Below are 21360 nucleotides of genomic sequence, written 5' to 3'. Positions count from 1 at the left end.
GAGGCGTACGGGATCGCCCGGTGAGGTCGCCGGGGCGGGGAGGAAGCGGAAACGGGCGGACCATGGCGGACCCGGACGGGCCCGGGTTATCGGGTACGGCGGCGCGGCGTCAGCCGGGGTGTCAGGGCATCGACGTCGCCCCATCGGTCGTCGCCGACGGCGTGGACGGCGTGGACGGCGTGGACGTGGGCGGCAGCCGCGTCGTACCCGGACCCGTCTCCCTGCTCGTACCCGTGCCCTCACTCGTACTCGTACTCGTACTCATACCTGTCGGCGCTCCGCCCGGCCCGGTGGACCGGCCCTCCGGCAGCGTGGTGCTCGGCGTCGGCGGCAGGGACGGCGGCTGCGTCGACAGCCGGTCCGACGGTACGGGTGACGGATAGCTGGGCGACGGGTCCGTGGCCGGGGCGACCGGCTGCGGCCGCACCGGCAGCAGGCTCACCGCGACCGCGCCGCCCCCGCCGACGACCAGGCACACACCCACTGCCACCAGGGCCATCCGGCGTCGCTGCGCGCGCATTCCTCGTCGCGTGATGCTCGACGCGTCGTCCGCGTCGGAGCGAGCCTGCCCGAACTCACCGGCCTCCCGGAACAGGGACCGCAACGGATCCCGCGGGTCAGACATCAGGGGCCTCCTCGATGCGGGGGTCCCGCAGACGGTGGGCGAGCGCCGCCCGTCCGCGAACCAGATGCGTCTTGATCGTGCTGCCGGAAAGCCCGGTCTCCCCGGCGATCTGCTCAACCGTGAGGTCGCACAGGTAGTGCAGGGTCAGCGTCCGCCGCTGCTGCGGGGGCAGTTCCCGGAGCGCGTCGACCAGGACCACATGGCCCGGGTCCGGCGGCTCCACGTGTCCGGGCGCGCCGCTCCCCCGGCTCCAGGCGTCCGCCGAACGCCGCCGGAAGCGCCAACGGCTCACCGCCAGCCGCCAGGCGACCGTACGAATCCACGCCTCGGGGCTGCCGTCGCGGTCCAGCCGGCCGCGCCGGACCCACGCCTTGACGAACGCCTCCTGCACGACGTCCTGCGCCTCCTGGAGATCGCCGGTCATCACGTACAGCTGGCCCGTGAGACGTGCGACCGCCTGGGCGTAGAACTCTTCGAACTCCTCGACGGTCAAAACTTGCTCCCGGACTCTTTCGCTTCACCGGGTATACGCCCGCCGCAGGTCATCCGGTCGACACTACCCAGGAGAAATCGGGGGTGACGGTCGTCACAGCGTCACAACGTCACAGCGTCACTGCGGTCGAAGGGCGCTGCGCAGCGCGACGGTCGCGGCCGGCCGGACATCGTGCCCGTGCCGGTCCATCCAGGCGAGCCACGCGTCGATGTCGTCGTCCATGTCCGGCTCCTCGCCCTTCCCGGCGTCGGTCGTCCGCTCCCGCAGCCACGCGACGGCGTCCTCGCGCCGCTCCACCGCGTGAGGGGCAAGCTCGCCGACGGTCAGCACGAGTTGCTCCGCCACCGACAGATCGGGCTCGTCCTCGAACCGGGCCAGGAAGCGGTCGACGAGGTCGTCCGCCCGGCGGATGGCCCCTGCGAGTACGGCGGCCACTCCGACCCGGATGTCCTCGTCGCCTTCCACGTCGTCGGCGAGGAGCGGCAGCAACGCGTCGACCGCCCGATCCCAGGCGGCGGGCCAGGCGGCTGGTGCGGTGCGCCACCGCCCGCCGTGCCCCAGGCCGAGTTCCGCGGCGCGGGCGGCGTTCCCGGCTCGGGCGAGAACGACGAGCGTCTCCAGGATCTGCGGACGCACCTTCACGGCCGGGTCCCTGACGGCCTCGACGAGGAACGGAAGCACCTCGGGCGCCGCGGGGGACACCGAGCTGCCGTCGCCGCAGCACGCGAAGTGAAGGATGGCTTGGGCGTTTTCGGCCGTCAGCAGATCGGGGGACCAGTGCCGCTCCAGCAGGTCCGGCCCGTACTGCCCCTCCGGCAGGGGGATGTAGAGGTCGACGACCTTCGTCCAGTCGACCTCCGCGGCGAACCGGGCCGTCAGCTCCGCGCCCGCGCCCGCGCCCTCACTCGCGTCCTCTGGGTCCTTCATACCGTCCCCCGTTCCGCTTCGGCCTCCCGAAGCTCAAGCCGTGAGATCCGAGCGCTCTTAACAAGGATGGGGTGGATGGGTCAGTTGTCCCACCCACCCACCCTGGCTACGAAGTTGACAATTTGTGATCGAGTTGCGACACACGGTCGCCAGGCTCTAGCGTGCGGAGGACCTGGACCAAAAAAAGTCGACCCCCACCGGTGCTCCAACACCGACAGGGGTCTGACCACCGAAGATCGATCCACTCAGAAAGACACGATCCCCATGGCTGCCAGCCAGTTTAGTGATGCCCACCGCACCCCGCGCGAGACCCCGCCCGAGAGCGATGCCGCGAGCCCGCCCGCGAGCCCCTCCGCGAACCCCCACCCCCTTGCCAACCCCGGCTACGGCAAGCGCTCCGCCCCCGGCGAACGCCCCCGCACCGACCGGGACTTCGCCCACCTCCTCCCCCGCGACGCCGCCGTCGCCGCCTACATCGACCGGCTGCCCGACGGCTCCGACATCTCCGTGAAGACCCTGGCCAAGCACCTGCCGTACGGCCAGTGCGCCCTGGGCACGACCCTCAACCGGCTCCAGGACGCGGGGCACCTGCGGCGCGGCAGCGAGTGCGTGATCACCGACGAGGTCATGCTCTGGGTGACGCGCACCTTCTTCTCCCGCACCGCACGCGAGGACGACTGGTGGAACGCCTACACCCGGGGTGACGCCCCGCCGGACGAACCCCGGCGGCCGACCCGCTCGCGGGCGTTCATCCTGCTGGCGGCGCTCGGCCGGACCGCCCCCGCGCTGACGCTGTCCGCCGCCGACTGCGTACAGCTGGAACCGCAGGTCAGCGAGTGGTTCGCGCGGGGCGCCACGGAGGCCGAGCTGCTGCACGCGCTCACCGGCGGACTGCCGTCGCCCGTCCACTGCGCCGCCCGCCTCGTCGAACGGCGACTGCGCGACAAGCTGCCGCCCGAGCGGGTCCTGCCGGGCCCCCGTACGGTCCTGCGCACCCTGGAGTGCGGTGAGTGCGGGGCCCCCGGCGCGCCCGAAGCGCCGCTCGGCGGCCTCTGCCGGCCGTGCCGGGGTCCGTCCCCACAACCCCCGGTCGGCCCGCCGGGAGCCGTGCAGCCGCCCGGCGTACGGGACCGGATGAACGCGGTCCGGGCGGGTCTGACTCCCCGATCCGAGAGGACATACCGATGACCGTGCAGCTCACCCACAGACCGGACAGGGCACGATGGAGGGGAGGAGGCGACGCCATGACCCCCAGCACCGCCGATCACGTCCCGCACGCCCAGCTGTCCGTCGAGGAGTTCGAGCAGCTCGCCCGTACGTCCCCCGAGACCGTGACGCTTGAGCTCATCAACGGAAAGCTGGAGGTCAAGCCAGTGCCGGACGGGGACCACGGAACCATCTTCATGTGGCTGCTGCGTCAGTGCATGCAACATCGCCCCGAACTCGACCTGCACCCCGAACAGGGGCTGATGGTGGAGGCGTACCGGCAGGGCCGGGCCCGCCCCGACGGCGCTCTCGCCCCCCGTCGGCACTTCGCCGGGCAGGGGGAGTGGGCGCCCGCCAAGGGTGTTCTGATGACGGTGGAAGTGACCTCCTACGACTACGACACCGACCGTCGTGACCGTAGCGAAAAGCCTCACGGCTACGCGGCAGCGGACATCCCGGTGTACCTCTTGATCGACCGCGAGTCGGGCACCCTCGTCGTCCACAGCGAGCCCGTCAAGGGCCGCTACCGGCAGCAGCACTCGTACGACTACGGCGACGCCGTCCCCCTCCCCGGCCCCGTCGACATCACCCTGGACACCGAGGAGCTCAAGGACTACGCCCGCTGAAGCCTCACCGCACCTCGGCCGCGAGCTGGGTGGTCGCCAGCTCGCGGTACAGGTCGTCCCCGGCGATCAGCTCCTCGTGCGTGCCCGCCGTGCGGACCCGGCCGTCCTCCAGGACCACGATGCGGTCCGCGTGCCGGACGGTGGAGAGACGGTGCGCGATGACCAACACCGTTGTGTGCTCCGCCAGTTCGAGGATCACGTCGCGCAGCGCCTGCTCGTTGACCGCGTCCAGCTGCGAGGTCACCTCGTCGAGCAGCAGCAGACGGGGGCGGCGCAGCAGGGCCCGGGCGATGGCTATCCGCTGGCGTTCGCCGCCGGAGAGGGTGACGCCGCGGTGGCCCACCGCCGTGTCCAGGCCCTCCGGCAGCCGGTCGACCAGGCTGTCCAGGCGGGTGCGGGCCACTGCCTGGACCACCTCCTTCTCCTCGGCGTCCGGGGCGGCGAAGAGGAGGTTCTCCCGCAGCGTTCCGGCCAGGACCGGCGCGTCCTGTTCCACATACGCCAGCGAGCCCCGCAGCTCGGCCAGGGGCCAGTCGCGGATGTCCCGGCCGGCGACCGTGATCGTGCCGCCGTCGTGGTCGTAGAAGCGTTCCAGCAGGCTGAACACCGTCGACTTGCCCGCCCCTGACGGGCCCACCAGCGCGACGAGTCCGCCGGTCGGGACGTCGAACGTCACCCCCTTGTGGACGGGGGCCCGCTCGTCGCCGTACCCGAACGTCACGTCCTGGAACGTGACGCCGAGCGGAGTCGCGGGGATCTCCTGCCGTACGGCTACGGCTCCGGGACCGGCGGCCGGTTCGCCGGGCAGCGACTCGACCTCGTCGATCCTGCGGACCGCCGCGAGCCCGCTCTGCAAGCCCGTCCAGCCCTCGACCAGGCCGCCGATCGGGCCCATCAGGTAGAAGAGGTAGAGCAGGAACGCGATCAGCGACGAGATCTCCAGCGAGCCGGACGCGACCCGTGCGCCGCCCACGCCCAGCACCGCCAGGAACGCCAGCTGGATCGACATCGCCATGGTGACGTCGGAGACCGACGACCACCGCGCCACCGAGACGCCCCGGTCGTGCGCGTGCCGGGCGGCCTCCGCGACGGCCGCCGTCTCCCGCTCCTCCGCCCCGCTCGCCTTGACCGTGCGGAACGCCTGGAGCACCCGGTCCAGTGCCGCGCCCATCGCGCCCACGGCCTCCTGGGCGCGGAGCTGGGCCCGCTGGATGCGCGGCATCAGCAGCGAGGTCACGGCTCCGATGCCGACGATCACCACCAGCGTCACGCCGAGCAGCGTCAGGTCCATGTACGCCATGAAGCCGATCGTCCCCAGCAGCATCAGCACGCTGTTGAACGACTCGACCAGGCCGCTGGAGAGAACCGTCCGCAGGAGGGTCGTGTCGCTGGTCACGCGTGACTGGAGGTCGCCAGGGGTCAGCCGGTCCACCGCCGGGACCTTCAACCGCATGATGCGGCCCACGAGTTGATCGCGTGCGCGGAGGACGACGCCTTCTCCCGTACGGGACATGAGATAGCGCCCGTACGCGGAGAGGCAGGCTCCCGCCAGCACGAGCGCGGTCAGCACGATAAGCGGTCCCGCGGGCGAGCGGTCCGCGGCGAACGCGTCGACCGCGTGCTTCGCCATCAGCGGCATGGCGAGGCCCGCCCCGGAACCGGCGAGCGAGAGCAGACCCGCGCGGACGAGGACGCCCCGGTGCGGACGGACCCGGGAGAGGAGGAGCCGGAGAGGAGACGGGCCCGCACCCGGCTCGCCCTGGGCGGGCCCCTCCGCCGCATCCCGCGCGGGCCGCTCTCCGGCGGGCTGCTTCCCGGCAGGCTGCTTCCCGGCAGGCTGCTTCCCGGCAGGCTCCATCCCCGCGGGCCGCTCCCTGGCGGGCCCCTTCCCCGCAAGATGCTCCCCGGCGGGTTGCTCCCCCGCAGGCCCCTCCCCCGCAGGCCCCTTCCCCGCGGGCTGATCCCCTGCGGGTTGCTCCCCAGCCGACTGCGCCCCGTCCGGCCTCCCCTCAGGCCCGCGGCCCTCGTCCGCCTCCGTCGTCCCCGTCACCGTGCTCACCCGGATCCCCTCCGTCTGCCGTCACCACCATCAAGGGACGCAGATCCGCCGGTTCCGCCTGCTCGCCGACCGTACGGCCCCCCGCCTGCACCCAAGCATGCGGGGAGAACGGCGGAGCCGCCCGCACCCCCGCGCACCAGTCGGGCCAGACACCGGACATCCGGCAGGCCAGGGCGACGGCGACCGAGCGGGGCAGACAGCCGTAACGGCCCGCGCAGCGGCGGCTGGTGGTGACGACCGCCTCCCACACCTCCAGCGTCTCCGCGTACGAGGCCGGGCGCGCACCCCGGGCGCACCCGGCCAGCACCCGGCGCAGCCGCCCAGGCTTGAGGCGGGCCAGGACGAACGCGGCGGCGATGGCCGTGCGCAGCCGTAACCCGCCCGCTCCCGCGCCCCGGCGCGGCATCGTCATCTCGGTGGTCATGGGTGCAGGATCCTCGCCTCGACCAGCTGCCGGGTCAGCTCCGCCACGTCCGCCTCCGCTTCGGCCCGCTCGACGTCGAAGTCGGCGAGGATCCGCTCCACGGCGATCTCGGGGGTGTGCCCCGAGGCGAGAGTGTCGACGATGACGACGCCGGTGTCGTTCACCTGCCAGTAGCTGCCGTCTTTCTCGTCGAGGAGGACGCCGCCGTACTCGGTGGTCGTGACGGCGATGCCTTTTCTGAGCTTCATCGGATGCCTCGCTGGTGGTCAGATGGGCGATGTCGGCGATGCCGGCGATGCCGGCGATGCCGTATGTGTCCGAGGGGCCGGCCAGGCGTCCTCGGCCGTGCGGAGCCAGGTCTCCCCGGCCACGGTGGAGCTGATGGAGTGCTCGACCAGGACCGGTGAGAAGGGTTCGGCGGCGAGCCGGAGCAGACGGCGGGAGTCGACCAGACCGCGTTCCGCCAGCCGGGAGCCGGTCCACAGAGCGGCCAGTTCCGGGGCGTGTTCGCGCAGGCCCTGGTATTCGTCGGAGGACATGTGGTCCTTCGTGGTCCGGGTCAGGAGCGCGTCCGGGACCACGCCGCGCATCGCCTCGACGAGCAGCGGTTTGTAGCGCCAGGGACTGATCCGCTCCGGCAGGCGGACGGCAAGGGTCGCCTCCAGGACGCGGTCGTCGTAGAACGGCGCGGCCACCGGCAGCCCGATCGTCATGCCGACGTCCTCCATCGCCTGGAAGTGCCGGGCCCCCATCCGCACGGCGTCGATGTCGACGTGCCGTCCGCGCCAGGGGTCGATCGGCTCGGCGTGCTCGGCGGCGGCCCGGAACTCCTCGGTGATCAGGGAGTTCGCGTGGTCGGTGAACCAGGGCCGCAGCGACTGCCGTACGCCCCAGGAGAGCAGCGGGGTCCGGGCGACCGGCTGGGGTTCGGCGGTGACCGCCCCGGCGAGCCAACGGGGGAACGTGGAGCGGTTCAGCAGGGCCCGCACCGTGGGCAGGAGCGGCCAGCCGAGCTGGTGGCGCAGGCCGCCGAGGTGACTCCAGGCGGTGAACGGGTTGCCGTGGAAGAGGTCCTGGTAGGCGTGGGGCAGACCGAGGAAGAGTTCGTCGCCGCCGTAGCCGGTGAGGTGGTAGCGCGATCCGGTGGCGTGGGCGCGGCCGAGCAGGAGGTGCGCGCGGGCCCGGCCGGGGGCGACGGGGAGCGGTTCGTCGTTCAACTCTTCGGCGCAGGAGGCGAGATCGGCGTAGAAGTAGGGGACGTCATCGGCGGGGATGATCCGGTGGTCCAGGGCGGTGGACGCGGTGCCCGTGCTCCCCCCGGCCGCCGCCCCGCTCCCCCCGGCCGCCTGCACGGCCCGCCGCGCCCAGGTCTCGTCCTCGCTGTAGCGGTCCCGGGCGGCCACGGTGAGGAGGGACAGTTCGGCGGGCCCGGTCGCACGGGCGGCGAACGTGAGCGCGGTGGAGTCCAGGCCGCCGGACAGCTCGCAGCTGATCCGGTCCAGGCCGCCGACATGGGCCCGTACGGAGGCGGCGACGGCGTCACCGAGTCTTCGGGCCCCCTCGGCCAGGGAGAGTTCGGCGGGCGGCGGCTCCCACCAGCGGTGCTCCGTGGGGCCCGGGACGGCGGCCGTGCCCGGTGCTGCGACGGGCAGGGCCAGGCCGTACCCGGCGCCGGTCTCGTACACGCCCCGCCACACGACGCGGCGGCTCAGCGGGTGCGGCAGGAAGTCGAGCATGCGCAGGGCCAGCGCACCGTCGTCCAGGGGTGCGCCGATCAGGTGCGCGAGGACGGCGGGACGGTCGGAGGCGATGGTTCCGGCCTCCGGGTGCCGGGCGTGGTAGACCCGGCGCAGCCCGGAGGCGGTGCCCCGGATCCAGGTCTCGCCGGAGAGCCGGGCGACCACGTGGTGGAGGCCGGGCAGTCGGGCGAGGCGGCGTTCCAGGCCCGCCCGGTCGCGGGCGCCCCCCAGGAGACCGGCTAGCACGGCCTCGGGGACCCGGTCCGGGCCGATGAGCACGAGGGCGTCGTCGCCCCGGCGGAGGTGGCTCACCTCGCGGACCAGCGGGCGGGCGACGATCCAGGGCCGCCCCGAAGCGTGGGCGACGACCGGCGTCCCGCCCGTGGCGCCCGTACCGGCGCGAAAGCCCGCACCCGAGGAGAGGACCGTGCCCGGGGGGTGACCCGTGCCCGGGGGGAGTTGCCCGGCCACCGCCGCTCCCGCCGCACTGTCCGGCAGGACGACGAAGTAGTCACGCGGGTGGCCGGGCATGTTCACCTTCCGGAAGTTCTCATACAGCGCACAGGAGGCCGGGGGCCGGGTCAGCTGATGCGACGGACCCAGTACTCCTTGTACGAGCCGTAGAAGTAACCGGCGGTCTTCTTCGAAAAGTCGCCCTGCTTGAACAGCGACGGCTTCACGTAAGCCTTCTTCCGCAGCTTCATGACACCTTCCCTTCTGTGCGGTTGACGTCCGTTATGCCCAAGTGGATTCCGCATAACGGAAGTTGTTTATGCGACTGGTGTTCACCACGTGAACACGAGAGCCATCATGTCCCGCAGTCCCGCCGGTACGCATGATTCCGACTTACCATCCGAAGTTGGCTGGATAGCGCGAGCGGCGAGGTCCGGGGCGGGCCGCTCCGGACCGTCTCCACCGGGGCCGGGGACGTCGGCCGGGCGCCATGTGCAGTCGCACACCACCAGGGTGCGGACGCGAGGTGGACTGGACCACTGACCGGCTGCGGTCGCCGGACCGGGCGGTGAGCTGCCACGAGAGGGAGCGGCCCACCGGGGCAGCGGGGAACCAGCCGGGACGGTCCTCCAGGCGGCTCCACGTCCGCCCTGCCTCAGGGGTCGGGGGCGCGCCCCCGTGAACGGCGCCACCGCGCCGGCACGTGGTGCCTCACCGGGAAGGACGCGGCAAGTAGCCATTCGGCCATGCACCCGCACACCGGGCTGCCCGCGGCGGCACGCATCGGCCCGCGGCGACACGCGTCGGCATGCCTCGGCACGCGGCGGCGCGCATCGGCCCGTCGGGGAACGCCACAGGGGCGGCACCTCCGCGAAGGAGATACCGCCCCTGTGGGACGTACGGCGAACTTCGATCAGCCGGAGGGGCTTCCGGGCGGGCCCGGGACTCCGCGGCGGATCAGAAGTCCATGTCACCGCCCGGCATGCCGCCCGGGGCGGCCGCGCCGGCCTTCTCGGGCTTGTCGGCGATGACGGCCTCGGTGGTGAGGAAGAGCGCGGCGATGGACGCGGCGTTCTGCAGAGCGGAGCGCGTGACCTTCGCCGGGTCGATGATGCCCTCGGCGATCATGTCCACGTACTCGCCGGTCGCGGCGTTGAGGCCGTGACCGATCGGCAGGTTGCGGACCTTCTCCACGACGACGCCACCCTCAAGACCACCGTTGACGGCGATCTGCTTGAGCGGGGCCTCCAGCGCGAGCTTCACGGCGTTGGCGCCGGTCGCCTCGTCGCCCGTGAGGTCGAGCTTCTCGAAGACGGCCGAGGCCTGGAGCAGAGCCACGCCACCACCGGCGACGATGCCCTCCTCGACGGCGGCCTTGGCGTTGCGCACCGCGTCCTCGATGCGGTGCTTGCGCTCCTTGAGCTCCACCTCGGTGGCGGCGCCGGCCTTGATGACGGCCACGCCGCCGGCCAGCTTCGCCAGACGCTCCTGGAGCTTCTCGCGGTCGTAGTCCGAGTCGGAGTTCTCGATCTCGGCACGGATCTGCTTGACGCGACCCTGAACCTGGTCGCTGTCACCGGCGCCGTCGACGATCGTGGTCTCGTCCTTGGTGATGACGACCTTGCGGGCACGGCCGAGCAGGTCCAGGCCGGCGTTCTCCAGCTTGAGACCGACCTCCTCGGAGATCACGGTGCCACCGGTGAGGATGGCGATGTCCGCGAGCATGGCCTTGCGGCGGTCGCCGAAGCCCGGAGCCTTGACGGCGACGGACTTGAACGTGCCCTTGATCTTGTTGACGACCAGGGTGGAGAGCGCCTCGCCCTCGACGTCCTCGGCGATGATCAGCAGGGGCTTGCCCGACTGCATGACCTTCTCCAGCAGCGGGATCAGGTCCTTGACGCTGGCGATCTTCGAGTTGACGATCAGGATGTACGGGTCGTCGAGCGACGCCTCCATACGCTCCATGTCGGTCGCGAAGTACGCCGAGATGTAGCCCTTGTCGAAGCGCATACCCTCGGTGAGCTCAAGCTCCAGACCGAAGGTCTGGGACTCCTCGACGGTGATGACGCCTTCCTTGCCGACCTTGTCCATCGCCTCGGCGATCTTGGCGCCGATCTCGGTGTCGGCGGCGGAGATGGAGGCGGTCGAAGCGATCTGCTCCTTGGTCTCCACGTCCTTGGCCTGCTCCAGCAGCGCGGCGGAGACGGCCTCGACGGCCTTCTCGATGCCCCGCTTGAGGGCCATCGGGTTGGCGCCTGCGGCGACGTTGCGCAGGCCCTCGCGGACGAGAGCCTGAGCCAGAACGGTGGCGGTGGTCGTACCGTCGCCGGCGACGTCGTCCGTCTTCTTGGCGACCTCCTTGACCAGCTCCGCACCGATCTTCTCGTACGGGTCCTCGAGCTCGATCTCCTTGGCGATGGAAACACCATCGTTGGTGATCGTGGGCGCGCCCCACTTCTTCTCGAGGACGACGTTACGGCCCTTGGGGCCGAGGGTGACCTTGACGGCGTCGGCGAGCTGGTTCATCCCGCGCTCGAGACCGCGCCGTGCCTCCTCGTCGAACGCGATGATCTTGGCCATGTGAAGTGGTCCTCCCGGACAGGGGTGGATTTCTCCGGACCGAGAGGCGCCCGCGACGGACGGCCTGCCTGCGTGGTGGTTCCTTGCCCCACCGCGCCTGCGGGCCTCACCGGCCCGGTCCAAGTTTCTGTCACTCTCACCTGGAGAGTGCTAACGCCAATGATTAGCACTCGACCCCTGCGAGTGCAAGCGTCCCTCTCCGGATGTGGACAGCGGCGCGCGTCGGAGGCAGGCGGCGCCGCGCATCGGACGCGGGCGGCGGCGGGCGGCGGCGCGCCTCCCGACAGGGCCCCCGGGACGCACGAAGGACCCGGTCCCCTGATCCGGGGGCCGGGCCCTGCGTGCGTGAGTAGTGTCGTCGGACGACCGCGCCGAGCTCAGCCGACGGCGAGCTTGACCATGTCGGCCTGGGGCCCCTTCTGGCCCTGCGAGATCTCGAATTCAACTCGCTGACCCTCTTCGAGGGTGCGGTACCCGTCCATCTGGATCGCGCTGTAGTGGACGAAAACATCCGCACCACCGTCGACCGCGATGAAGCCGTACCCCTTCTCCGCGTTGAACCACTTGACGGTGCCCTGAGCCATGCCTAACTCCCCTATTACTGGCCCTTGCACGGGACCGCACTTCGCGGACCCGGGTCGGAACTCACCCCCGACAGGAGAGGGTGTGCGGCGCCGCAGCGCGTCGACCGCGGCCGAATGTATCCGCCCAACTGCCCTCTGCAACAGGTCAATCAGACGAGAATTCTGGGCACAGCAGAACACGCGAATATGCGGGTTTGCTGAGATTTACGGGCAAGTCGGGCCAGACAAAGGGCACTTATGCCGCAAGAGGTTCACGCACTTTGGCTGCTTCTTATCGGGTCCGGGCGCATTCACATATGCGGGCGGCACGGGCAGCGGGCGGGGCTTCCCCAACTGTACCGTGCTCAACCATACAGAATTGCCCCCTCCGCTTCTCTCGCGGAGGGGGCAACTGTGGTCACACAGAGGTGCGATGGGCCGCCGTGGAGCGGGACGGGCCCTCAGCGGTTCAGCAGCCGCCGGCGACGGCGGGAATGATCGAGACGCCCGCGCCGTCGGGCGTGGCCGCGTCCAGGCCGCCCTCGAAGCGCACGTCGTCGTCGTTGACGTACACGTTCACGAAGCGGCGCAGCTTGCCCTGGTCGTCCAGGACACGGGCAGCGATGCCCGGGTGGTCCTTCTCCAGGGACTCGATGACCTCGGAGAGCTTGGCGCCCTCCGCCGGGACCTCGGCCTGGCCGCCCGTGTACGTACGGAGGATGGTGGGGATGCGGACCTTGACGCTCATGGTGGGTGCCTTCCTGAAGTCTCTGGTGATCAGCTGGCGGCGAGGCCCGCGGCGCGGAACGCGTCCAGGCTCGGCTTGATGGTCGCCGTGGCCTGCGAGGTCGCGGAGACCGCGTCCAGCGTCTTGAGGCCGTCGCCGGTGTTCAGGACGACGGTGGTGAGCGTCGGGTCGATGACGCCCGCCTCGACGAGCTTCTTCGTCACGCCGAGCGTCACGCCGCCCGCCGTCTCGCCGAAGATGCCCTCGGTGCGCGCCAGCAGCTTGATCGCGTCGACGACCTGCTCGTCGGTCACGTCCTCCACCGCGCCGCCGGTGCGGCGGGCGATGTCCAGGACGTACGGGCCGTCCGCCGGGTTGCCGATGGCCAGCGACTTGGCGATGGTGTTCGGCTTCTGCGGGCGCACCACGTCGTGGCCCGCCTTGAAGGCGGCGGAGACCGGGGAGCAGCCCTCGGCCTGGGCGCCGAAGATCTTGTACGGGCGGTCCTCGACGAGGCCGAGCTTGATCAGCTCCTGGAACCCCTTGTCGATCTTCGTGAGCTGGGAGCCGGACGCGATCGGGATGACGATCTGGTCGGGCAGCCGCCAGCCGAGCTGCTCGCAGATCTCGTACGCCAGCGTCTTGGAGCCCTCGCCGTAGTACGGGCGCAGGTTGACGTTGACGAAGCCCCAGCCCTCGCCGAGCGGGTCGCCGATGAGCTCGGAGCAGAAGCGGTTGACGTCGTCGTAGTTGCCCTCGATGCCGACCAGCTCACCGCCGTACACCGCGGCCATGACGACCTTGCCCTGCTCCAGGTCGTGCGGGATGAACACACAGGAGCGCAGTCCGGCCCGGGCGGCGGCGGCGCCGACGGCTCCGGCCAGGTTGCCCGTGGAGGAGCAGGAGAGGGTGGTGAAGCCGAAGGCGCGGGCGGCCTCGACGGCGATGGCGACGACGCGGTCCTTGAAGGAGTGCGTCGGGTTGCCGGAGTCGTCCTTCACGTACAGGCCGCCGGTGACGCCCAGCTCACGGGCGAGGTTGTCGGCCTTGACGAGCTTGGTGAAGCCGGGGTTGATGTTGGGCTTCTCCGCGACGTCCGCGGGCACCGGCAGCAGCGGGGCGTAGCGCCAGATGTTGTTCGGGCCGGCCTCGATGCGCTTGCGCAGCTCCTCCGGGGAGCCCGTGGGCAGGTCGTAGGCCACTTCCAGCGGCCCGAAACAGGACGCACAGGCGAAAAGGGGGCCGAGCTCGAAACGCTCGCCGCACTCGCGGCAGGAAAGCGCCGCGGCGGGGCCGAGATCGACGGCCGGGGCGGAAGAAGCGGTGCTACCTGCAACGGTCTGAACAGCCATGATGGCGGAGGTCCCTTTCTCCTCATCTTCCCTACGACGCATTTCGCCGCAAGACGGAATTGGCACCTTCCCCACCGTGACCTCGCGGTCGGCAGGAGGGTTGCCGGGACTTCAACGGGCCGTTCCCTCAGTCCCTCTGGATGAGCTCTTATGGCGCTGGATCTTCGATCCAGGCGTTTATGCGCGCTCCGACCCCGACATGCGACGGCGATACGCGTTGTTCAAGACTGTAACCGAAGCACCGGACCGTTGAGATAGTCGTCCGAACCGCGAGATGGATCACACACAGGGAGTGCCGACCGTGCTCGAAGAGGTGGAACGCTGGCTGACCAGGCGTTCCTGGTCGTCCGGCGACCGCCCGCTGAACCGGCTCACCGACGCCCGGGACGCCGATCCGCACCGCACGTCCGTGAGCGTGGTGCTGCCGGCGCTGAACGAGGAGGCCACGGTCGGCGCGATCGTGGCGACGATCCGCCGGGAGCTGATGGAGAAGGTCCGGCTGGTCGACGAACTCGTGGTGATCGACTCCGGCTCCACCGACGCCACCGCCGCCGTGGCCCGGGCGGCGGGTGCCCGGGTGGTCCACCGGGACGCGATCCTGCCCCGCGTCCCGGCCCTGCCCGGCAAGGGCGAGGTGCTGTGGCGGTCACTCCTGGTGACGAGCGGCGAGATCGTCTGCTTCGTCGACGCCGACCTCAGGGACTTCTCCGCGGACTTCGTCTCGGGCACGGTCGGACCGCTGCTCACCGACCCGTCCCTCCAGTTCGTCAAGGCGATGTACGACCGCCCGCTCGGCGACAGCGCAGGTCAGGGCGGTCGGGTCACCGAGCTGGTGGCGCGCCCGCTGCTCAATCTGCACTGGCCCCAGCTGGCCGGGTTCGTGCAGCCGCTGGGCGGCGAGTACGCGGTGCGGCGGTCCCTGCTGGAGCGGCTGCCGTTCCCGGTCGGTTACGGAGTGGAGCTGGGCCTGCTGGTCGACGCGCTGCACACGGTGGGCCTGGACGCGCTGGGCCAGGTCGACGTCGGCGTGCGCAGACACCGCCACCAGGACGGGCAGGCGCTGGGCCGGATGGCGGCGGCGATCTACCGCACGGCGCAGCTGCGGCTCTCCCGGGGTCATCTGGTGCGGCCCGCGCTGACCCAGTTCGAGCGCGGCGAGGGCGGCTTCGTACCCCGCACCCATGCGGTGGACACGGAGGAGCGGCCGCCGATGCGGGAGATCGCGGAGTACGCGGAGCGCCACGCGGCGTGAGGCGGTGGGCCGCATGAAGCCCTGAGGCGTTTGGGGGCTTCCCGAACGGGCTAGGTTCCGCTACATGGTCTCCGAGCACGCCGAACACGAACCCGAACCCGCGGCCGCCTCCACCGCCCAGGTCCTCGTCGCGTCCAACCGCGGCCCGATCTCGTACACGCTCGGCGAGGACGGGACGCTCGACGCCAAGCGCGGCGGCGGAGGTCTCGTCTCCGGACTGAGCGCCGTCGACGACAAGCTGTGGGTCTGCGCGGCCCTCGGCGACGGGGACCGCGAGGCGGTGCGGCGCGGGGTCGGCGAAACGGGCGTGCGGATGCTCGACATCGACGCCGAGGTACACGCGGACGCGTACAACGGCATCGCCAACTCGGTGCTGTGGTTCGTCCACCACCTGCTCTACCAGACGCCCGTGGAGCCGGTCTTCGACGCGGAGTTCCGCCGCCGGTGGGGCTCGTACGAGACGTACAACCGGGCCTTCGCCGAGGCGCTCGCCGAGGAGGCGGGCCCCGGGGCGTCGGTCCTCGTGCAGGACTACCACCTGGCCCTGGTCCCCGGCATGCTCCGGGAGCTGCGCCCGGACCTCAGGATCGGTCACTTCTCGCACACCCCGTGGGCACCCGTCGACTACTACCGGCTGCTGCCCGACGACATCGCGGAGCAGCTGCTGCGCGGCATCCTCGGCGCGGACCGGGCCGCGTTCCTGACCCGCCGCTGGGCGGACGCGTTCATCGGCTGCTGCACGGAGATCCTCGGCGGCACGGGCCGGACGAGGATCGGGGTGCACGGCCTGGGGGCCGACGCGGACTTCCTGCGCCGGCGCGCGCACGAGGCCGACGTGGACGAGCGGATGGCAGCGCTGCGGGAGCAGGTGGGCGAGGGCCGGAAGACCATCGTCCGGGTGGACCGCACCGAGCTGTCCAAGAACATCGTGCGCGGCCTGCACGCGTACCGGGCCCTGCTGGACGCCCACCCCGAGTGGCGCGAGCGCGTCGTGCACATCGCCTTCGCCTACCCCTCCCGGCAGGACCTCGCCGTCTACCGGGACTACACGGCGGCGGTGCAGACCCTGGCCACGGAGATCAACGGGGCGTACGGCACCGAGAGTTGGACGCCGGTCGTGCTCCACGTCAAGGACGACTTCGCACGCTCGCTGGCCGCGTACCGGCTGGCGGACGTGGCTCTGGTCAACCCGATCCGCGACGGGATGAACCTGGTCGCCAAGGAGGTCCCCGTCGTCTCCGACCACGGCTGCGCGCTGGTGCTGTCGCGGGAGGCGGGGGCGTACGAGGAGCTGGGCGAGGACGCGATCGTGGTGAACCCGTACGACGTGGTGGGCACGGCGGAGGCCCTGCACGAGGCGCTGACGATGAGCGCCGACGAGCGGTCCGGCCGCACGAAACGCCTGGCCGAGGCGGCGACCGCGCTGCCGCCCCAGCAGTGGTTCCTGGACCAGCTGGAGGCGCTGCGGCAGGGGTGAGGCGGCCGGTCTCCCGACTCTGCTCAGAGCCGCTTGACTCTGCTCAGGGCCGCTTGACTCGACTCGGAGTCGCTCGACTCGGCTCAGAGCCGCTCGGCCAACGCCGCCAGGAACGCGACCACGGCGGCCGGGCCCGGCACCGACAGGTCGGCCCGCTCGGCCAGTTCGGGCACCTCGGCGCTGCCGCTGCACACCAGGAGGCCGGGGATGCCGTCCGGGCCCTCGGTCCGCAGCTTCTCCACCGCCGCGAACGCGGCGAGGTCCCCGAGGTCGTCGCCGGCGTAGATCACGGACTCGGCGTCCAGCTCCGCGACGAACCTGCCGAGCGCGACGCCCTTGTCCATCCCGGGCGGGCGCAACTCCAGGACCTGGCGGCCCGGTTCAACGATCAGACCGTGCTTGGCGGCCAGCTCGCCGAGGGGGCCGCGCAGCGTCTCGAAGGCGGCCTGCGGGTCCTGGGCGCGCCGGGTGTGGACGGCGACGGCCTGGCCCTTCTCCTCGATCCAGGTGCCGCGCCAGGAGTCGAACTCGTGCAGTACGCCGGGGAGTTCAGCCCGGGCGGCGGCGACGCCGGGGTGCGGGGCGGGGGTGTTCACGGTGCCGGTCACGGCGTCCCAGCGTTCGGCGCCGTAGTGCCCGAGCACGACGAGGTGCTCCAGTCCGGGAACGCCCGCGAAACCTCCGTAGCGCACCGCGACGCCCGCCGGGCGGCCGGTGATCACGGCGACGGCGGCGACCTTCGGCGCGAGCGCGGCGAGCGCGGCCACCGTGCCGGGGTGGGCGCGGGCCTGCTCGGGGTCCGGGACGATGTCGGCGAGCGTGCCGTCGAAGTCGAGGGCGACGACCGCGCGGTCGGGCCGGGCGAGAACGGCGTCGAGCCCCTCGCGGCCGGCCGGGGTGGTCGGGTTCGGCAGATGTGCGGAGTGGCTGCCCATGGGGCGAGCCTATGCCCTGGACGGGTTGATCACGAGCCTTGTGAAGGCGTCGTCGGCTGCTCACGGGCGTCACGGGTCCGGCAACGACTCCTCGCAGTGCCGGTGAGCAGTCGGCGACGACGGACGTCTCCCGGGCGCCGGTGAGCAGCCGACGGGGCTACTCCCGGGCGCCGGCGAGTTCGACCGGCCGGGTGCGCAGGGCGAGCGAGGCGGGCAGGACGGCGGAGACGGCGGCCAGGAGCGCGGCGGCCGCGACGACGAGGCCGAGCGTTCCCCAGGGCACCACGACGGCGGACACGACGCCCAGCAGCACCAGCGCACCCCACACCACCAGCAGGTTCACCGCCGCGACCGCGCCCCCGAGGACGGCGCCCACACCGACCGCCGCCACCGCCTCGGCCGCGACGAGCCGCAGGACCTGGGGGACGGTGGCTCCGGCGAGACGGAGCACGGCGAGATCGCGGACCCGGTCGGAGGTGGCCATGACCAGAGTGTTGGCCAGGGCCGTCGCCGTACAGAGAAGGGCGATGCCGAGGATCATCCGGAGCCCGGTCCTGGTCTGGTCGCTCGTCCCCGGGCCGTTCGCGGCCAGCCACTCCGCCCGGGTCGTCACCCGCGTACCGGTGGCGGTCCCGGCGGTGTGCAGCGCGGCGGCGACGGCCCGCCGGTCGGCGCCCTCGGCGACCTTGACGTCGATCCGGTCGACGCCCGCGCCCCCGGCGTTGCGCCGGGTGACGTAGACGCCGTTGTCGCCGGTGCCGGTGGCCAGGACGGCGGCGATCCGCAGCGAGGCCTTGCGGCCGTCGCCCAGCCAGATAGTGACCCGGTCGCCGACCCGCGTGGTCAGCCACTCCTCGTTGACGACGATCGCGCCGTCGTCGAGGTCGGAGAGCCGGCCCGCCGTCACGGGCAGCTCCGAAACGGCGGCCAGCCGGGCGGGGTCGACCGCGCGCGCCTCGGAGGTCACGAGGGCCGTGTCCTCTTCGAGGACGGTGACGGCCGTGGACCGCGAGACGCTGACCACGGCCCCCTCGACGGCCCGCGCCCGCTCCACGAACGCGGGCGCCAGCGGCCGGCCCTCCTGTCCCGACGTCACCACGAAGTCGGCGGTCGTGGCGGTGCGCGCCTCGGTGGCCCTGGCCTCCTCCAGGGTGGCGACGGTGCCGGTCAGGGTGGTGGCGAGGGCGACGGTGATGAGGACGGGCGCGGCGACGGCCGCGGTCCTGCGCGCCCCGGCGGCGGTGTTCTCCCGGACGAGTACGCCGGTGGCGCCGGGCAGCCGCGCGGGCAGCCAGGTCAGCAGCCGGCCGACGGGGCGCACCAGGACGGGGGCCAGGAGTGCGAGGCCGACGACGAGGAGCATGGGCCGGGTGATGTAGGACTTGCGGCCGAGCAGATCGCCGGGGTCGACGGCCAACGCCAGTGCGGGCAGGCCCAGTCCGGCGAGCAGGACCAGGACGGCGGCCGCCCAGCGGCTCGCCGGCATGACGCGGCTGTCGACGGCCGCCTCGCGCAGCGCCTCGGTCGGGGCGGTGCGCCCGGCCCGGTGGCAGGAGACGAGCGCCCCTGCCGTGGCGACGAACACTCCGGTCCAGAAGGCGGTGTGCAGCGGCCAGGAGGCGTCGCCGAGGGCGAACCAGGGCGGTGCGAGGCCCGCTTCGGTCATCCGGCCGACGAGCAGGGGCGCGGCCCCGGCTCCGAGCCACACGCCCGCGGCCGAGGCGAGGACGCCGACGAGGACCGCTTCGGCGCACACCGTACGGCGGATCTGGCCGGGCGTCGCTCCGACCGTGCGCAACAGGCCGAACTCCCGCCGCCGTTGGGCCACGGCGAAGGAGAACGTCGAGGCCACGACGGCGGCGGAGACGAACAGGGTGATGCCCGCGGCGGTGCCGAGCAGGGCGTTGACGGAGACCAGGGCCCGGGCGTCGCGGTCGGGGTCGGGGTCGGCGCGACGGCGGTCGTGGCCGGTGAGGACGTCCATGCCGCTGTCCGGCCCGAGCGCCCTGCGTACGGCGGTGGCGTCGGCGTGCACGACGAGGGCGTCGATGTCCGGGGAGATCCGGGCGGCCTCGTCGTCGGTGAAGAAGACGGCGTCCTCGAAGCCCCGGCCGGCCACGGTGCCGACGACGGTCCGGGGGGTGCTCCCGGCCGGGGTGCGGACCGATACGCGGTCACCGGTACGGAGCGGGGCGCCGCCGCCGGGCCGGGTGGTGACGACGATCTCGCCCGGGGCGGCGGGGGCGCGGCCCGAGGTGAGGCGGTACGGGGCCGCGGCGGCGACCGGCCACGGGTGCCCGACCCGGACGTCGGCGTCCTGGCCGGTACGGGGCTCCCTGGCGTCGGCGCCGGTACGGGCAACGGTGGCGTCGGGGCCGGTTGGCGGCTCCTCGGCGTCCGGGCCGGCACGAGCAGCCGTGGTTTCCGGACCGGTACGCGGCCCCGTCGCGTCGGCGCCGGTACGGACAACGGTGGCGTCGGGGCCGGTTGGCGGCTCCTCGGCGTCCGGGCCGGTACGAACAGCCGTGGTTTCCGGACCGGTACGCGGCCCCGTCGCGTCGGCGCCGGTACGGGCAACGGTGGCGTCGGGGCCGGTTGGCGGCTCCTCGGCGTCCGGGCCGGCACGAACAGCCGTGACGTCCGGGCCAGTACGAGGCGCCGTGACGTCCGCCGGGAACGTCCGGTCCTCCACCGTGCGGCCGAGGGCGGCCAGTCGGTCGGCGGTCCGCGGGCTGACCGGTCCGGGGTGGTCGAGCGGCTTGCTCCGGGTCCCGGTCGGGGTGTCGACCCGCAGGTGATCGGCGGCCCGGACGACGACGGGGGCGGCGGCGAACCGTTCGGGCCCCCGCTCCGGGGCGTCGAACGTCGCGGCGAGGGCGAGTCCGGTGGCCGCGATCAGGCCCACCCCCAGGGCCAGGGCGACGAACGACCCGACGAAGGTGACCCAGCGCGTGCGCATCCCGTTCAGTGCCGGCATCAGCACGGGACCACCGCCGGGGAGGCGGAGAGAGTCGACGGGGCTGTCCGGGAAGCCGGGGCCGCGCCCGCCGCCATGCGGGCGGCGACGCGCTCCACCGTGGGCGCGTCCAGCTCGTCCCGGATGCGGCCGTCGGCGAGGAAGACGACCCGGTCGGCGAAGGAGGCGGCGACCGGGTCGTGGGTCACCATGATCACGGTGCGCCCCTCGTCGGTCATCGCGCGCAGCAGGCCGAGCACCACGCGCCCGGCGGTGGAGTCCAGGGCTCCGGTCGGTTCGTCGCCGAAGAGCACCTCGGGCCGGGTCACCAGGGCGCGGGCGATGGCCACCCGCTGCTGCTGGCCGCCGGAGAGCTCGCCGGGCCGGTGGCCGGCCCGGTCACGCAGCCCCACCTGGTCCAGCGCGTGGAGGACCTCGGCCTTGCGCGGCCGTCGGCCGGCGAGCCTCAGGGGCAGGGCCACGTTCTGCGCTGCGGTCAGGGAGGGCAGCAGGTTGAACGCCTGGAAGACGAAGCCGATCCGCCCCCGGCGCAGCCGGGTCAGCCGGGCCTCGCTCAGCCCGGTCAGATCGGTGTCGCCCAGCAGCACCCGGCCGCCGGTCGGCCGGTCCAGGCCCGCGACACAGTGCAGGAGCGTCGACTTGCCGGAGCCGGAGGGCCCCATGACCGCGGTGAACGTGCCTCGGCGAATGGTCAGGCTGACGTCGTCGAGTGCTTTCACCGTGCGGCCTTCGCGGCCTTCGCGGCCTTCGCGGCCTTCGCGGCCGTAGGAGCGGGTCACGGACCGGAGCCGAACGGCCGGTACCCGGTCGGGGCTTGCTGCTGGATTCATGGGGTCCACTCAACCGGCGGCGCTCGCACGGCACATCGCAGCGAGAGGGGGCTCCCATGGTGGAGCCAGCTCCACCATGGGAGGGGCAGAGAACGGGGTGGCCCGCCCGGGGGAC

At 72.4% G+C, this 21360-nt stretch carries 19 protein-coding genes and 1 riboswitch; of the genes, 4 read left to right on the top strand and 15 right to left on the bottom strand.

Going from position 1 to position 21360, the window contains the following annotated elements:
* Nucleotides 1-121 precede the first annotated feature (121 nt).
* The 3 genes from AB0F29_RS20845 to AB0F29_RS20835 form a co-directional block, all read right to left on the bottom strand.
* Complete coding sequence (locus AB0F29_RS20845; protein ID WP_361874024.1) at nt 122-625, bottom strand: hypothetical protein; 504 nt, start codon at nt 623-625, stop codon at nt 122-124.
* Nucleotides 618-1118, bottom strand: a complete 501-nt coding sequence (locus AB0F29_RS20840) for a SigE family RNA polymerase sigma factor (protein WP_361874022.1) — start codon at nt 1116-1118, stop codon at nt 618-620. The genes AB0F29_RS20845 and AB0F29_RS20840 overlap by 8 nt, the downstream gene beginning before the upstream one ends.
* 117 nt (nt 1119-1235) lie before the next feature.
* Entirely contained in the window at nt 1236-2045 is an 810-nt protein-coding gene (locus tag AB0F29_RS20835; protein WP_361874020.1) for a hypothetical protein, read from the bottom strand.
* 264 nt (nt 2046-2309) lie between these two features.
* Between AB0F29_RS20835 and AB0F29_RS20830 the strand changes: the two genes are divergently transcribed.
* Both AB0F29_RS20830 and AB0F29_RS20825 read left to right on the top strand, forming a co-directional pair.
* Nucleotides 2310-3233, top strand: a complete 924-nt coding sequence (locus AB0F29_RS20830; protein ID WP_361874019.1) for a hypothetical protein — start codon at nt 2310-2312, stop codon at nt 3231-3233.
* A gap of 56 nt (nt 3234-3289) precedes the next feature.
* Nucleotides 3290-3877, top strand: a complete 588-nt coding sequence (locus tag AB0F29_RS20825; protein ID WP_361874017.1) for a Uma2 family endonuclease — start codon at nt 3290-3292, stop codon at nt 3875-3877.
* Between the two features lie 4 nt (nt 3878-3881).
* Here the strand turns inward: AB0F29_RS20825 and AB0F29_RS20820 are convergent, their stop codons facing one another.
* The 9 genes from AB0F29_RS20820 to thrC all read right to left on the bottom strand — a co-directional run bounded on the left by AB0F29_RS20820 (nt 3882) and on the right by thrC (nt 13774).
* Entirely contained in the window at nt 3882-5936 is a 2055-nt protein-coding gene (locus AB0F29_RS20820; RefSeq protein ID WP_361874015.1) for an ABC transporter transmembrane domain-containing protein, read from the bottom strand.
* On the bottom strand, nt 5887-6360 hold the full coding sequence (locus AB0F29_RS20815; RefSeq protein WP_361874014.1) for a lasso peptide biosynthesis B2 protein: 474 nt from the start codon (nt 6358-6360) through the stop codon (nt 5887-5889). The genes AB0F29_RS20820 and AB0F29_RS20815 overlap by 50 nt, the downstream gene beginning before the upstream one ends.
* Nucleotides 6357-6608 (bottom strand): lasso peptide biosynthesis PqqD family chaperone, encoded by a 252-nt coding sequence (locus AB0F29_RS20810; protein ID WP_361874012.1) that lies wholly within the window; start codon nt 6606-6608, stop codon nt 6357-6359. The genes AB0F29_RS20815 and AB0F29_RS20810 overlap by 4 nt, the downstream gene beginning before the upstream one ends.
* Nucleotides 6609-6626: 18 nt before the next feature.
* On the bottom strand, nt 6627-8630 hold the full coding sequence (locus AB0F29_RS20805; protein WP_361874010.1) for an asparagine synthase-related protein: 2004 nt from the start codon (nt 8628-8630) through the stop codon (nt 6627-6629).
* A gap of 50 nt (nt 8631-8680) precedes the next feature.
* The gene (locus AB0F29_RS20800) at nt 8681-8803 is read right to left on the bottom strand and encodes a keywimysin-related RiPP (RefSeq protein ID WP_018958807.1); all 123 of its coding nucleotides are present in this window, start codon (nt 8801-8803) and stop codon (nt 8681-8683) included.
* A 706-nt stretch (nt 8804-9509) separates the two neighbouring features.
* Entirely contained in the window at nt 9510-11132 is a 1623-nt protein-coding gene (gene groL / locus AB0F29_RS20795) for a chaperonin GroEL (RefSeq protein ID WP_265600218.1), read from the bottom strand.
* Between the two features lie 377 nt (nt 11133-11509).
* Nucleotides 11510-11716 carry a cold-shock protein gene (locus AB0F29_RS20790; RefSeq protein WP_003967346.1) on the bottom strand — a complete coding sequence of 69 codons (207 nt, stop codon included), beginning with the start codon at nt 11714-11716 and terminating at the stop codon, nt 11510-11512.
* 448 nt (nt 11717-12164) lie between these two features.
* Nucleotides 12165-12443, bottom strand: a complete 279-nt coding sequence (locus tag AB0F29_RS20785) for a MoaD/ThiS family protein (protein WP_003967347.1) — start codon at nt 12441-12443, stop codon at nt 12165-12167.
* Between the two features lie 29 nt (nt 12444-12472).
* A complete protein-coding gene (gene thrC, locus AB0F29_RS20780; protein WP_361874007.1) occupies nt 12473-13774 on the bottom strand; it encodes a threonine synthase in 1302 nt (433 codons plus the stop codon).
* Between the two features lie 19 nt (nt 13775-13793).
* A riboswitch (SAM riboswitch) is annotated at nt 13794-13921 on the bottom strand.
* A gap of 154 nt (nt 13922-14075) precedes the next feature.
* On the opposite strand from thrC, the gene AB0F29_RS20775 reads away from it, so the two are divergent.
* Nucleotides 14076-15026 (top strand): glucosyl-3-phosphoglycerate synthase, encoded by a 951-nt coding sequence (locus tag AB0F29_RS20775; RefSeq protein ID WP_361874107.1) that lies wholly within the window; start codon nt 14076-14078, stop codon nt 15024-15026.
* Between the two features lie 64 nt (nt 15027-15090).
* On the top strand, nt 15091-16503 hold the full coding sequence (locus AB0F29_RS20770) for a trehalose-6-phosphate synthase (protein ID WP_361874005.1): 1413 nt from the start codon (nt 15091-15093) through the stop codon (nt 16501-16503).
* An 83-nt stretch (nt 16504-16586) separates the two neighbouring features.
* Here the strand turns inward: AB0F29_RS20770 and otsB are convergent, their stop codons facing one another.
* The 3 genes from otsB to AB0F29_RS20755 form a co-directional block, all read right to left on the bottom strand.
* A complete protein-coding gene (gene otsB, locus AB0F29_RS20765; RefSeq protein ID WP_361874003.1) occupies nt 16587-17438 on the bottom strand; it encodes a trehalose-phosphatase in 852 nt (283 codons plus the stop codon).
* Nucleotides 17439-17595: 157 nt separating this feature from the next.
* Nucleotides 17596-20421 carry an FtsX-like permease family protein gene (locus AB0F29_RS20760; protein WP_361874001.1) on the bottom strand — a complete coding sequence of 942 codons (2826 nt, stop codon included), beginning with the start codon at nt 20419-20421 and terminating at the stop codon, nt 17596-17598.
* Nucleotides 20415-21245, bottom strand: a complete 831-nt coding sequence (locus tag AB0F29_RS20755; protein ID WP_361873999.1) for an ABC transporter ATP-binding protein — start codon at nt 21243-21245, stop codon at nt 20415-20417. The genes AB0F29_RS20760 and AB0F29_RS20755 overlap by 7 nt, the downstream gene beginning before the upstream one ends.
* Between the last annotated feature and the right edge of the window lie 115 nt (nt 21246-21360).

This window comes from Streptomyces sp. NPDC026589 (genome assembly GCF_040638385.1).
In the GTDB taxonomy this organism is placed as follows: Bacteria; Actinomycetota; Actinomycetes; order Streptomycetales; family Streptomycetaceae; genus Streptomyces.
The sequence above is the reverse complement of the archived record's forward strand: the minus strand, read 5'-3'. Positions and strand labels throughout refer to the sequence as shown.